This is a genomic window from Ensifer sp. ENS07 (genome assembly GCF_014852185.1).
Classification (GTDB): domain Bacteria; phylum Pseudomonadota; class Alphaproteobacteria; order Rhizobiales; family Rhizobiaceae; genus Ensifer; species Ensifer adhaerens.
This window is the reverse complement of sequence record NZ_JACVBE010000004.1, coordinates 82,431-95,950: the sequence shown is the minus strand read 5'-3', so window position 1 is coordinate 95,950 and position 13,520 is coordinate 82,431. Positions and strand designations below refer to the sequence as shown.

Here is a 13,520-nt window from a genome sequence, read left to right as displayed (position 1 = left end):
AGCCGGCCTTATGTCAAGCAAGGCCTTATGCCTTCGCCGCCACACGCAGCGAGAACCCGGGATCCCTAGCCGAAAGACGCTTGTGCAGGTGCACCATCAGGCCGGCGGCAAAGAGCGGCGTCAAAAGGTTGACGAAGGGCACAGCCAGGAAGCCCGCGAGCAGCAGACCGGCGAGAAAGACGGTCGAGCGGTGCTTTTCCCGGAAGAGCCGCGCTTCCGCCGGCGCGCGATAGCGCATCGCCGCAAACTCGAAGAATTCGCGGCCGAGCAGATAGCCGTTGACCAGGAAGAAGGCGACGAGATTGACGCCCGGAACGAGCAGCAGCACCAGCGCCAGGAGGTTGCCGAGGATCACGACGCCCAGGAACTTCAGTGAGCCGGCAACCGCCTCGCCGAGCGGCAGCGGCCGTCCCGGGGGCTCGTTCGGATAGTCACGCTTCTCGATGACGTCGGCGACGTCGTCGAGGAAGAAGCCGGCGATCAGTGCGGTGACGGGCGCAAGAAGCAGGGCGAGCGCCAGGGCCAGGCCAAGGCTTGCGAAGATGCCGAGCACGAAGGTCAGCCAGCCGGCCCAGACGGGTGTGCCCGGCATCAGCGTGTCGATCCAGGGCAAGGCGAGCCAGATGAACACTTCGCGCACCGCAAACCACAGGGCGACAAGCGCAAGGATCGTCAGGCCCAGCACCTTCCAGAAGACCGATCGGGTCTCGGGTGCAAACAGATTGGCAAGCGACAGTCGCGCCGCGTCCAGGATCATCATCGCTCTCCAGCATGGGCCAAGGTTCGATGGTGCATGTAGGCAGAGGCGCTACCGGCGACAAGATAGTCCCGGCAGGCACCCGTCTTTATGCAAGATTCATGCGCCTCGTCTAAGGGAAGCATGGAAAACGCCGGGAGCGGCGATATTGTAGACATACGGGATGCCGGCAGCAGCGCTCCGCGGAGGATGACATGACAGAACAAAAGACACTCGCCAGCCTTTCAGTGCTGGTGCAGAGCGGCAAGCTGGATCCGGTGGAGCTCGCCAAGGAAACCTATGCGGCGATCGACGCACACGGCGATTACGCCATCTTTGTCGAGCTGACGCCGGAGCGCGCGACGCGGGATGCGGAGGCTGCCTCGAAGCGTCTGAGGGCCGGGCGCTCGCTCGGTCTGCTCGACGGCCTGCCGGTCGCCTGGAAGGACCTGTTCGACACCGCCGGCAACGTTACGACCGCCGGCTCGGCCGTGCTTCGGACGAACGCGCCGGCAACGAGCGACGCGCCTGTGGTCGCCGCCGTTTCCGCCGCCGGCATGGTCAGTGTCGGTCGCACCAACCTTAGTGAATTCGCCTTCTCCGGCCTTGGCCTCAACCCGCACTACGGCACGCCGCGCAACCCGGCGGCCACCGACGTCGAGCGCATTCCCGGCGGCTCGTCGTCGGGCTCGGCGGTCGCGGTTGCGGCCGGACTGGTGCCGGCGGCCATCGGTACCGACACCGGCGGATCTGTCCGCATTCCCGCAGCCTTCACCGGCATCGTCGGCTACAAGGCGACGCGCGGCCGCTATGCGATGAAGGGCATTTTTCCGCTGGCTGAAAGCCTCGATTCGCTCGGGCCACTCTGCCACACGGTACAGGATGCCGTCTGGGTGGACGCCGCCATGCACGGGCTGACGGCGCCGACCGTGCGCCGCGCCGACCTCTCGAGCATCGCGCTGGTGATCCCGGAAACGGTGGTGTTCGACGATGCGGAGCCGGAAGTCGTCGAGGCCTTCGAGGACGCGATCAAGCGACTTGAGCGGGCCGGCGTTGCCGTCAGCCGCCGCGCTTTTCCAACCTTCTCGGCCGTGTTCGGGCTGATGGCCCGCCACGGCGCCCTGGTGACGGCGGAGGCCTATGCGCTGCACCGCGAGCGTCTGGCCGGGCCCGAGGCCAACGCGATGGATCCACGCGTCGTCGCCCGCACGCGGCTCGGCGAGAAGATCTCCATGCCCGACTACATCGCGCTCCTCGACGCGCGCGACCAGCTGATCCACGAGACGGTCGAAAGTCTGAAGCCGAACGAACTCATCGCCCACCCGACGCTGCCCCATGTCGCCCCGCCGATCGCGCCGCTTCTCGAAGACGACGAACTGTTCTTCAAGATCAACGGCAAGACGCTGCGCAACACCTCGATCGGCAACTTCCTGGATTTCTGCGGCATCTCCATTCCTTGCGGGCTCGGGGCGGCGGAAATGCCGGTCGGCTTCCAGCTTGCGGCCCCGCATCACCAGGACGACCGGCTGCTTTCGGTGGCGCTTTCGGCCGAGGCGATCATCCGGGGTGAGGCATGATCGTCTGTTTCGATATCGGCGGCTCTGCAATCAAAGGCGCGATCGTGCATTCGCGCGACCGGATCTTTCCGCTGCCGCGCCGAACCACGCCACTTACCAATTTCCGCCAGTTCGTGCAGGCGCTCGAATCGGTTCTGGACGAAGCGGGCGGACACCCGGACTGCGTGGCGATCTCGATCACCGGCGTGATCGATCCCGAGACGCGGCGCATCAAATGCGCCAACATTCCCTGCATCGACGGGCTCGAACTGGTTGCTGAACTCGAGGCGGCGCTGCATCTGCCGGTAAAGATCGCCAATGACGCCGACTGTTTTGCGCTGGCCGAGGCCGGAGCGGGTGCAGGGCGCGGTCATCGCATCGTCTTTGGTGCCATCCTCGGCACCGGGGTCGGCGGCGGCCTTGTCATCGACGGCCGGCTGATCAATGCCGATGGCGGATTCGCCGGCGAATGGGGCCATGGCCCGGCGATCGCGTCGGAGGCCGGGGATCCACCAATGGCGATTCCCGCCTACGCCTGCGGCTGCGGCCAGAAGCGCTGCGTCGATACCGTCGGCGGCGCCCGCGGGCTGGAACGGCTGCACCAGACCGCTCACGGCAAGACGCTTTCGAGCCAAGAGATCATCGAGGCCTGGAAGGTTGGCGACGCCGAGGCGAAACGCACGGTCGACCTGCTCGTCGATCTCGTCAGCTCACCGCTGGCGCTCGTCGTCAACATCACGGGTGCGACGATCGTGCCCGTCGGCGGCGGCCTTTCCAATGCCGAGGAACTGCTCGCCGAGATCGACAAGGCGGTGCGTAGCCGGATTCTGCGGCGGTTCGACCGGCCGTTGGTTGTACGCGGCGAATGCCGGATCGAGCCCGGCCTCATTGGCGCGGCGCTGCTCGGGCTTTCAGGAGACAAGGCATGAGCGACATCAAACTCGAAGTCTGCGTCGACGATGCCGACGGACTTTACGCGGCCATCGAAGGCGGCGCCGACCGGATCGAGCTTTGCGCCGCCCTTTCCGTCGGTGGCCTCACGCCCAATCCCGGCCTTATGGCGCTGGCTGGCCCGCCACGAGTGCCCGTCTACGCGATGATCCGGCCGCGGCCCGGCGACTTCATTTTCTCAACCGCTGACCTCGACGCGATGCGCCGCGATATCGACGCGGTACGGGATGCCGGTCTGGCCGGCGTCGTGCTCGGCGCCTCGCTTGCCGATGGCCGGCTCGACACGTCGATGCTCACCAAGCTCAGCGGCCATGCAGCCGGACTCGGCATGACGCTGCACCGGGCCTTCGACCTCGTCCCGGATTTCGCCGAGGCGATGGAAATCGCAGTCGACCTTGGCTTCGAGCGCATTCTCACCTCAGGCGGGGCCAGGAGCGCGCCGCAGGCGATCGACCGCCTTAGCGAAATCATCGGCCTTGCCAAGGCCAGGCTGTCGATCATGCCGGGATCCGGCGTCACGCTGAAGACGGTCGACGCTCTGCTCGATCACCTCACGGTCAGCGAAGTGCACTCCTCCTGCTCGATTAGTGAGCCGGCTCAGGATCAACGCTTGGTCGATATGGGGTTCGTTTCTTCCGATCGGCGCCGCACCGATCCGGAGACGGTGCGGGCGATGAAGGCGAAGCTTGCGGCCCGCAGCCCGCGCTGATCGGCGCCTTTCCTTCCCTCAAAGGAAAGACCCGGAGAGCAGAGCGCTTTCCGGGTCTTCTTGTCAAATCTTCTCGTAAGCGGCAATCAGGCTGCGTAGACTTGGTCGCCGCCAATCCAGGTGGAGCCCATGCCGAGTTCAGGCGTGAGCAACACGAAATCGGCGTCCGCTCCGGGCTTCAGCCGTCCCTTGTGAGTGGCAAGCCCCATGGCATCGGCCGGATAGGCGGACGCCATGCGAAGGGCTTCCTCGACCGGGAGGCCAAGCTTCTCGTGCACGAAGCGCACCGAAGACAGCATGTCGATGTCGGCGCCGGCAAGCGTGCCGTCGGCAAGCGTCAAGCGGCCACCTTCGCGCAGGATTTCGCGGCCATTGAGCTGGAAGCTCTTCATGTCGGTGCCGATCGGCGACATCGCGTCCGTGACGAGAAAGATCTGGCCCGGCCCCACCTTGGCGCGCAGCGCCACGCCCATCGACGCCGGCTCGACGTGATAGCCGTCGGCAATCAGGCCCGCATGCAGCGTGCCGGTGGCAAGCGCAGCACCGACCACGCCCGGCTCGCGATGGCCGAGACCGCTCATGGCATTGAAGAGGTGAGTGACGGTACGTGCACCCGCCTTGGCGTAGGCGACCGCAGTTTCATAGCCGACATCCGTGTGGCCGAGGCTGACGACGGCACCGGCATCGGCGAGCGCCTTTACCTGCTCCCTGGTGGCGTTTTCCGGCGCCACAGTCACCATCAGGACACCGAGCGCCTTGGCGCAATCGAGCATTTCGGCGAGATCGGCATCGTCCATCGACCGGATCAGTTTCGGATCATGAGCACCCTTGCGCGCGACCGAAAGATGCGGGCCTTCGAGATGCAGCCCGAGGAAACCGGGCACACCGGCCGCCTTTGCCTCAAGGCCGGCCTTGATGGTGGCGCTTCGGATTTCGCGCGTATCGGTGATCAGCGTCGGCAGAAGCGCCGTGGTGCCGAACTTGGCATGGGCCGAGCAGATCTGCCGGATGCCTTCGACGGTCGGCTCCTCGTTCAGAAGCGCACCACCGCCGCCGTTGACCTGCAGGTCGATGAAACCCGGCACCAGCAGCATGCCGTGGGCATCGATCCGTTCGGCGTCGGCGGGAATGTCGGCCGACGCCACGATCGCCTTGACGCGACCAGCTTCGATGACGAGGGCGCAGCCGTCGTGCCATTCGACGCCGTCGAACAGGCGGGCGCCGGTGATTGCCTTCCTCTCGCTCATCTCGTCTCCGTTACCTTCTTGAGGCTTGCCGGCGCATCGGGATTGAGACCGCGCGAACGCGACCAGGCCTCGACGAAACCGTAGAACGGCAGGATCAGCGTCAGCGCGTCGGTGATCGGGTGACCGGTCTCGACGAACGGCAGGCGCTTGGCCTTGACGGCGAGGTTCGAAGTAGCATGAACCACCGCGCCCTTTTTCGCCATACCGTCGGCAATGCCGGCAACCGACGTCTCGGCCGCATCACGGGCGGCAAGCGTGAGCACCGGGAACTTGGCGCCGACGAGCGCCACCGGCCCGTGCAGCACTTCGGCCGCCGAATAGGCTTCCGCATGCATGCCGGAGGTTTCCTTGAACTTCAGCGCCGCTTCGCTGGCGATGGCGAGCGCCGGGCCGCGGCCGAGCACATAGAGCGATTCGGCTTCGCCGAGATCGTCGGCAAAGGCCTGCCAGTCGAGCTTCACGGCCTTGGCAAACTGGTTCGGCAGGTCGGCGACCGCGCGCTGAAGTGCAGCGTCGCCGGTCCATTCGCCGAGCACGGCAAGGCCAGCGACGATCGAATTGACGTATGACTTCGTGGCGGCAACGGCGATTTCCGGACCGGCCAAGATGTCGAGCGGGTTGGTGCAGGCCTCTGAAATCGGCGACGGCAGCGTGTTGGTGAGCGCGATCGAGACCGCGCCGGCATCGGTTGCAGCCTTTGCCATGGCGACGATATCCGGGCTCTTGCCCGACTGCGAAATCGCGATCGCCGCGGCACCGCCGAGCTTCAGCTTGGCACCGTAGATCGAGGCGAGCGACGGGCCGAGCGAAGCGACGGGCACGCCGGCTTGCAGCTCGATCGCATATTTGAGGAACAGCGCCGCATGGTCGGAGGAGCCGCGGGCGATAGTGACGAGGAAGGCCGGATCCTTGGCGCGCAGTGCGGCGCCGGCGGCCTTCAGCTGGTCGGCGGAGCGTTCCAGCAGACGCTGGGCGGCTTCGGGGATCTCGTCGATTTCTCGGCGCATATTGGTCTGCATGGTCAATTCCCTTTCTTGGCGGAGCCGTCGCTTTTAGGATTCCGACAGCGTCAGTTCCGCGACAAAGTCATAGGCATCGCCCCGGTAGAGCGAGCGGGTGAATTCGACGACGCGTCCCGATGCGAGATAGGAGACACGTTCGATGGAAAGGCCGGCCGAACCGACGGCGACGCCGAGCATCGAGGCATCCGGATCCTTGATGTTGCAGGCGGAGATGCGCTGCACGGCGCGAACCGGTCGCGAGCGGGTCTTGTCGAGCGCAGTATAGAGAGACGAGGTGACGGCCTGCGGGTCCGGCAGGAACTCCGCCGAAATGCTGGCGCGCTCGATGGCAAGCGGCATGTCGTCGGCGATGCGCAGGCGCCCGAGCCGGGCAACCAGCGCGTCGGCCGGAAGGCCGAGCGCCATCATCTCATCCGGAGAGGGGTGAAACAGGCCGCGCTCCAGCCAGCGGGCATGGGTGTTCAGGCCGCGGCGCGCCATGTCTTCCGTGAACGAGGTCAGCCGCGAGAGCGACTGCTGCACCTTGGAGACCGGCTTGACGACGAAGGTGCCGGAGCCGTGGCGGCGAACCAGCAGGCCGTCGCGCACGAGATCGTCCACCGCCTTGCGCACGGTGACGCGGCTGATGTTGGCGTAGTCGGCAAGATCACGCTCGGGCGGCAGAGCGTCGCCGTGGTTCAACTTGCCCGACTGGATCGCGTCTTCGAGCGATTGCCGAAGCTTGAGATAGAGCGGCCCCGACCCTCCGGACTGCAGACCCTCGAGCGGCAGAATGGAAGCGAGCTGGTGCGTCATGCGCCTGCCCTCGCCTGGGTGCCGAAACGCTGGGCGGCAACGGCGACCGATCCGGTCAGCGCGTCGGCTTCCGCCTCGACGAGCAGGGCCTGATGCCGATCGGCAAGCCAGGGGCGATAGAGCGGCGCCAATCCGCCAAGAAGGCACAATCTTTCGCAGCCTCTTGCAACGACGACATCAAGCGCCTCATCCACTGTGAGGGCAGCGGCTTTCAGGATGCGCACGGCAACCGGGTCGCCGGCGGCGGCGCCTTCGAAAACACGCGGCGCATAGCGGCCGAATTCCCCGGGCTTGGCGAGGCGGGCGAAATCGACGACGTCGCGCGCCTCGTTGTTGAATTCGGCAAGGACGCTGTCGGTGACCGCCGAGGCTTCATGAATATTGTCGAAGGCAAGCAGGCTTTCCTGCAGAAGCGCATGGCCGATGCGTGCACCGCTGCCATGGTCGCCGATGGTGAAGCCCCAGCCGCCGACATAGCTGACGGTTTCGCCCTGGCGAAGGATATAGATGCTGCCGGTACCGAGAATAGCGACCGCACCGTCACGATTGCCGAGCGCGCCCTGAAGGGCAATCAAGCCATCGGATTCGATATCGGCTGCGGCGAACGGCAGGCGGCGCTTAACATAATGCACGGCGTCGCCGACATTGTGCCCGGCGACACCGACGATCGCCTTGGCAGCGGTTATGCCCTGGGGATCAAGGCCCGCTTCCATAAAGGCGGCGCGTGCGGCCTCACCGATATTGGCAAGCGCGGTTTCCGGGTCTGTCAGGATATTGGCCGCACCCGCCTTGCCGCGCCCGAGAATGCGCCCGTCCGCCGATGCCACAGCAGCCCGGCAGCTCGTTCCGCCGCCATCGATTCCGATCAGGTAATTTGTCATGAGTACCTCCGCCCATTGAGGATACCAAAAAAATACCAATAACCAAGCCTGAATCCGTCTGCAGTTTCGTTTTCGTTGCAATACGTTGAAATTCAATGGCTAATTTAGCTGTTTAGTTTTTTAAGACGTCAAAACTTAAATTCTGCTGGACAATTGGTATTTTTTTGGCATTAATTTGACCAAGAGGAGATACAACCCATGCCGTCAGCCAAGACCGAAGAGCGCCACGACAACGCCAAGGGCCTGGATCTTATGCATCCGGCGCTGGCGCTCCGGCTGCTCGCGTCCGGCCAGCAGGCGGCCGCCAAGGCCGTCGACGCGGCGATCGAGTCGATTGCGGCTGCCGCATCGCTCGCGGCCGAATCCCTCGCATCCGGCCGGCGTCTCGCCTATGCGGGCGCTGGCAGTTCCGGCCTGATGGCCATGGCCGATGCGCTCGAACTGCCCGGCACCTACGGCATTCCCCAGGACCAGATCGTCGTTCTGCTTGCCGGCGGCACCGCCAGCCTGAGCGACCTTGCGGGCGGCTATGAAGACGACATGGACCTTGCCCGCAACGACGTCCGCAAGGCCGGCATCGGCGCGGGCGACTGCCTTGTTTCCGTTTCCGCCAGCGGCTCCACCCCTTACGCGCTCGCCGCGGCCGACGAGGCCCGCAAGCTGGGCGCCAAGGTGATCGCTGTCGCCAACAATCCTGGTGCGGCGCTGTTCAAGGACGCCGACGTTTCGATCCTTCTGCAGACGCCCCCGGAAGTGGTTTCCGGTTCGACGCGCATGGGTGCCGGTACCGCGCAGAAGATCGCCTTCAACATGTTCTCGACGCTGGTCGGCATTCAACTCGGGCATGTGCTCGACGGCCACATGGTCAACCTGCGCGCCGACAATATCAAGCTGCACGGCCGCGCAATCCGCATCGTTACCGACATTACCGGCATCAGCGCTGGCGAGGCCGGCCGGCTGATCAACATGGCCTCCGGCTCGGTCAAGGTCGCAATCCTTCTCGCCTCTGGCGCGAAGGACGTTGCGGTCGCGGAGGCGGCACTGAAAGAGGCCAGACAGAACCTGCGCCGGGCGATCGATATCGTCACGGCCTGACATAAGCCTGGGATTCAAACCGCGCCAAAACGGCGCAACATAAGAGGGAGAAGCTGAATGACCCGTACGACTATCAAGGGCCTGCTGCTTGCGTCGAGCATTCTCGGCACGGCCGGGCTGGCGCACGCCGAGGACGTGACGCTGACCATCGAAAGCTGGCGCAACGACGACCTGGCGATCTGGCAGGAAAAGCTGATCCCGGCCTTCGAAGCCAAGAACCCGGGCATCAAGGTCAAGTTCGCCCCGATGGCACCGACCGAATACAATGCCGCGCTCAACGCCAAGCTCGACGCCGGCTCCGCAGGCGACCTCGTCACCTGCCGTCCGTTCGACGTCTCGCTCGAACTTTACAACAAGAAGCACCTCGCCGACCTGACGAGCCTGCCGGGCATGGAAAACTTCTCGCCGGTCGCCAAGTCTGCCTGGACCACCGATGACGGCAAGGCCACCTTCTGCGTGCCTATGGCATCGGTCATCCACGGCTTCATCTACAACAAGGACGCCTTCGACCAGCTCGGCATCCAGATCCCGACGACGGAAGCGGAATTCTTCGCTGCCCTCGACAAGATCAAGGCCGACGGTAACTACATCCCGATGGCGATGGGCACCAAGGATCTCTGGGAAGCCGCAACCATGGGCTACCAGAACATCGGCCCGAACTACTGGAAGGGTGAGGAAGGCCGCGCCGCGCTGATCAAGGGCGAGCAGAAGCTGACCGACGAGCCGTGGGTCGAGCCCTACCGCGTTCTTGCCAAGTGGAAGGATTATCTCGGCGACGGCTTCGAAGCCCAGACCTACCCGGACAGCCAGAACCTCTTCACGCTCGGCCGCGCCGCGATCTATCCGGCCGGCTCGTGGGAGATCGGCCTGTTCAACACCCAGGCTCAGTTCAAGATGGGCGCCTTCCCGCCGCCGGTCAAAAACGCTGGCGACACCTGCTACATTTCGGACCACAACGACATCGGTATCGGCCTCAATGCCAAGAGCGCACATGCCGAGCAGGCCAAGACCTTCCTGACCTGGGTTGCTTCGCCTGAGTTCGCCGACATCTACGCCAACGCACTGCCGGGCTTCTTCAGCCTCAACTCGACCCCGGTGAAGATGACCGATCCGCTCGCCCAGGAATTCGTCTCCTGGCGCGAAAAGTGCAAGCCGACGATCCGCTCGACCTACCAGATCCTGGCACGCGGCACCCCGAGCCTGGAAAATGAGACCTGGGTCGAATCGGCCAACGTGATCAACGGCACGGATACGCCTGAGGTTGCCGCCGAGAAGCTGCAGAAGGGCCTCGACGCCTGGTACAAGCCGGCGAAGTAAGACGTAAGCGCAACAGGTTCCCTCCCCTTCTTGGGGAGGGTCGGCCCTACAGCGCCGCACGTTCTGGACGTGCATAGAGCACCTTTAGCCGGATGGATTTAAGGATGCCGTAGGGACCGGGCGGGGCGACATGCCGAATCACGGCACTCCCCCAGCCGAAGCGTCACCGGCCTCCCACAGTGGGAGGCCACCGACGCAGTCGTTTGCAAAAGAACGCGATAGACTTAACCTTCGTCATGAGCCCTCGATAAAGGGGCAGACGGCATGCGGCGCGACCGGCCGCGTGGCGCCGGTGCGCATCATGATTGTCTGGGGACCGGTCTTCTAGAAACGGATGGATCCATGAGTGACGCTCTTTCAGTGCAAGAGGGACAGCCGACCGCAAGGCGGCCGAAACGCTGGCACATCCTCGTCTTCCTGCTGCCGGCCTTCCTGGTCTATTCGGCGGTGATGATCCTGCCGTTGATCGAGACGCTCAGGCTTTCGCTGTTCAACACGGTCGACGGCCAGTCGACCTTTGTCGGCCTTGCGAATTTCCAGACGCTGTTTGGCGAAGAGCGCTGGGCGCACGACTTCTGGAATGCGCTGAAAAACAACGTCATCTTCTTCATCATCCACATGTGCGTGCAGAACCCGATCGGCGTTGCGCTCGCCGCCATGTTGTCGATCCCGAAGCTGCGCTTCGTCACTTTTTACCGCACGGCGATCTTCCTGCCGACGCTGCTCTCCTTCGTGATCGTCGGCTTCATCTGGAAGCTGATCCTGTCGCCGATCTGGGGCGTGGCACCCGGCATGCTCGACCTCGTCGGCCTGAAGTCGCTGTTTGCCCCCTGGCTCGGCAAGCCGGGCTCGGCGCTCATCACCGTGTCGCTGATCTCGGTCTGGCAATATGTCGGCATCCCGATGATGCTGATCTATGCCGCCCTGCTCAACATTCCGGATGAGGTGATCGAGGCTGCCGAATGCGACGGCGTCACCGGCTGGAGCCAGTTCTGGAAGATCAAGCTGCCGCTGATCCTGCCCGCCATCGGCATCATCTCGATCCTGACCTTCGTCGGCAACTTCAACGCCTTCGACCTGGTCTACACGGTGCAGGGCGCGCTTGCCGGTCCTGACGGCTCGACCGACATTCTCGGTACGCTGCTCTACCGCACCTTCTTCGGTTTCCAGCTGCAGCTCGGCGACCGCTCGATGGGCGCGACGATCGCCACGGTGATGTTCCTCATCATCCTCGCCGGCGTCTCGCTCTACCTCTTCGTCATTCAGCGCCGCATGCGCCGCTACCAGTTCTGAGGAGACCGGAGATGTCGAAAGCACGCGATTCATTTCTCCGCACCGGCTTCGTGCATGCAGCGCTCATCGCCTACACGCTCATCTCGCTGTTTCCGGTGTTCCTGACGATCATCAACTCGTTCAAGGATCGCAACGCGATCTTTCGGGCGCCGCTGACGATCCCGACGCCGCAGACCTTCAGCCTGATCGGCTATCAGACCGTCCTCGGCCAGGGGGACTTCGCCACCTATTTCCAGAACAGCTTCATCGTCACGATCGTCTCGATCGCGCTGGTGCTGCTCTTCGGGGCGATGGCCGCCTTCGCGCTGTCGGAATACCGCTTCCGTGGCAACACACTCATGGGCCTTTATCTCGCGATCGGCATCATGATCCCGATCCGTCTCGGCACCGTCGCCATTCTGCAGGGCATGGTCGCTGCCAACCTCGTCAACACGCTGACGGCACTGATCCTCGTCTATACAGCCCAAGGCCTGCCGCTCGCGATCTTCATTCTCTCGGAGTTCATGCGCACGGTCTCGGATGACTTGAAGAACGCCGGGCGCATCGACGGGCTGTCGGAATATTCGATCTTCTTCCGCCTGGTTCTGCCGCTCGTCCGTCCGGCCATGGCAACCGTCGCGGTCTTCACGATGATCCCGATCTGGAACGATCTCTGGTTCCCGCTGATCCTCGCGCCGGCGGAAACCACCAAGACCGTGACGCTCGGCTCGCAGATCTTCATCGGCCAGTTCGTCACCAACTGGAACGCGGTTCTGGCGGCGCTGTCGCTCGCCATCCTTCCGGTTCTCGTCCTCTACGTCATCTTCTCGCGGCAACTGATCCGCGGCATCACGGCAGGAGCAGTCAAGTGAGTGCAAGCAGCAAACCGGTCCGGGTCCTCGTCGCGGGGCTCGGCAACATGGGGCGCAGCCATGCGCTCGCCTATCACAACAATCCCGGCTTCGAGATCGTCGGCCTCGTCAACCGCTCGAAGGTGCCGCTGCCGGAGGAACTGAGCGGCTACACGATCCATCCGGACTTCAAGACGGCCCTGGCCGAATTGAAGCCCGAGCTCTGCTCGATCTGCACCTATTCGGACAGCCATGCGGACTTTGCGGTCATGGCGTTCGAGGCCGGCGCCGACGTCTTCGTCGAAAAGCCGCTCGCAACCACCGTCGCCGACGCCCAGCGCGTCGTCGCGGCTGCGAAGAAGCACGGCCGCAAGCTGGTGATCGGCTACATCCTGCGCCATCACCCCTCGTGGATCCGGCTGATCGCCGAAGCGCGCAAGCTCGGCGGTCCGTATGTCTTCCGCATGAACCTGAACCAGCAGTCCAGCGGACCGACCTGGGAGACGCACAAGTCGCTGATGAAGACGACGTCGCCGATCGTCGATTGCGGCGTGCACTATGTCGACGTCATGTGCCAGATCACCGATGCCAAGCCGGTGGAAGTGCGCGGCATGGGGCTCCGTCTCTCCGACGAGATCGCGCCCGACATGTACAATTACGGTCACCTGCAGGTGATCTTCGAGGATGGTTCGGCCGGCTGGTATGAAGCCGGCTGGGGGCCGATGATCTCGGAAACCGCCTTCTTCGTGAAGGACGTGATGTCGCCGAAGGGATCGGTGTCGATCGTCATGGACCAGAATGCCAAGTCCGACGACATCGACATGCACACAAAGACCGCGGTGATCCGGCTGCACAACGCCGAAACTGGTCCCGATGGCCGCTTCCTGAAAGCCGACGAGGACCTGAAGATGGACGGCGAGCCCGGCCACCAGGAACTCTGCGACCGCGAGCAGGCCTATGTGCTGAAGGCCATTCGCGAAAACATCGACCTCGACCGTCACATGAACGACGCCGTGCAGTCGCTACGCATCTGCCTTGCCGCAGACGAAAGCGTGCGCACCGGCAGACCAGTCAAACTTTAAAGGGGG

Annotated in this window: 13 protein-coding genes; 8 read left to right on the top strand and 5 right to left on the bottom strand. The window is 64.1% G+C overall.

Annotation, left to right across the window (positions count from 1 at the left end; translation table 11 throughout):
* Positions 1–25: 25 nt before the first annotated feature.
* Positions 26–757 carry a sulfate transporter family protein gene (locus IB277_RS15295; RefSeq protein WP_034804837.1) on the bottom strand — a complete coding sequence of 244 codons (732 nt, stop codon included), beginning with the start codon at positions 755–757 and terminating at the stop codon, positions 26–28.
* 194 nt (positions 758–951) lie between these two features.
* On the opposite strand from IB277_RS15295, the gene IB277_RS15290 reads away from it, so the two are divergent.
* Genes IB277_RS15290 through IB277_RS15280 form a run of 3 tightly spaced genes read left to right on the top strand, consistent with a single transcriptional unit; the run spans position 952 to position 3,952 of the window.
* Positions 952–2,313 carry an amidase gene (locus IB277_RS15290; RefSeq protein ID WP_110818578.1) on the top strand — a complete coding sequence of 454 codons (1,362 nt, stop codon included), beginning with the start codon at positions 952–954 and terminating at the stop codon, positions 2,311–2,313.
* On the top strand, positions 2,310–3,221 hold the full coding sequence (locus IB277_RS15285) for an ROK family protein (protein ID WP_060609497.1): 912 nt from the start codon (positions 2,310–2,312) through the stop codon (positions 3,219–3,221). Before IB277_RS15290 ends, IB277_RS15285 begins: the two co-directional genes overlap by 4 nt.
* Complete coding sequence (locus tag IB277_RS15280; protein ID WP_060609500.1) at positions 3,218–3,952, top strand: copper homeostasis protein CutC; 735 nt, start codon at positions 3,218–3,220, stop codon at positions 3,950–3,952. Before IB277_RS15285 ends, IB277_RS15280 begins: the two co-directional genes overlap by 4 nt.
* 86 nt (positions 3,953–4,038) lie before the next feature.
* Here IB277_RS15280 and nagA read toward each other — a convergent pair whose 3' ends face one another.
* From nagA to IB277_RS15260, 4 genes are read right to left on the bottom strand one after another with little or no spacing between them, the layout of a single operon-like run.
* A complete protein-coding gene (gene nagA, locus IB277_RS15275) occupies positions 4,039–5,199 on the bottom strand; it encodes an N-acetylglucosamine-6-phosphate deacetylase (protein WP_060609504.1) in 1,161 nt (386 codons plus the stop codon).
* Complete coding sequence (locus tag IB277_RS15270) at positions 5,196–6,218, bottom strand: SIS domain-containing protein (RefSeq protein ID WP_192371312.1); 1,023 nt, start codon at positions 6,216–6,218, stop codon at positions 5,196–5,198. Before IB277_RS15270 ends, nagA begins: the two co-directional genes overlap by 4 nt.
* 33 nt (positions 6,219–6,251) lie before the next feature.
* Entirely contained in the window at positions 6,252–7,016 is a 765-nt protein-coding gene (locus IB277_RS15265) for a GntR family transcriptional regulator (protein WP_034804855.1), read from the bottom strand.
* A complete protein-coding gene (locus IB277_RS15260; protein ID WP_060519464.1) occupies positions 7,013–7,897 on the bottom strand; it encodes an N-acetylglucosamine kinase in 885 nt (294 codons plus the stop codon). The genes IB277_RS15265 and IB277_RS15260 overlap by 4 nt, the downstream gene beginning before the upstream one ends.
* A 198-nt stretch (positions 7,898–8,095) precedes the next feature.
* Here IB277_RS15260 and IB277_RS15255 point away from each other — a divergent pair, with 198 nt between their 5' ends.
* The 5 genes from IB277_RS15255 to IB277_RS15235 all read left to right on the top strand — a co-directional run bounded on the left by IB277_RS15255 (position 8,096) and on the right by IB277_RS15235 (position 13,514).
* Complete coding sequence (locus IB277_RS15255; RefSeq protein WP_060519462.1) at positions 8,096–8,992, top strand: N-acetylmuramic acid 6-phosphate etherase; 897 nt, start codon at positions 8,096–8,098, stop codon at positions 8,990–8,992.
* Positions 8,993–9,049: 57 nt separating this feature from the next.
* Entirely contained in the window at positions 9,050–10,309 is a 1,260-nt protein-coding gene (locus IB277_RS15250; protein WP_034804866.1) for an ABC transporter substrate-binding protein, read from the top strand.
* Positions 10,310–10,651: 342 nt separating this feature from the next.
* Positions 10,652–11,602 carry a carbohydrate ABC transporter permease gene (locus IB277_RS15245; protein ID WP_034804869.1) on the top strand — a complete coding sequence of 317 codons (951 nt, stop codon included), beginning with the start codon at positions 10,652–10,654 and terminating at the stop codon, positions 11,600–11,602.
* Positions 11,603–11,613: 11 nt separating this feature from the next.
* Complete coding sequence (locus IB277_RS15240; RefSeq protein WP_060609508.1) at positions 11,614–12,453, top strand: carbohydrate ABC transporter permease; 840 nt, start codon at positions 11,614–11,616, stop codon at positions 12,451–12,453.
* Complete coding sequence (locus tag IB277_RS15235; protein WP_110818580.1) at positions 12,450–13,514, top strand: Gfo/Idh/MocA family protein; 1,065 nt, start codon at positions 12,450–12,452, stop codon at positions 13,512–13,514. The genes IB277_RS15240 and IB277_RS15235 overlap by 4 nt, the downstream gene beginning before the upstream one ends.
* The last annotated feature ends 6 nt before the right edge of the window (positions 13,515–13,520 follow it).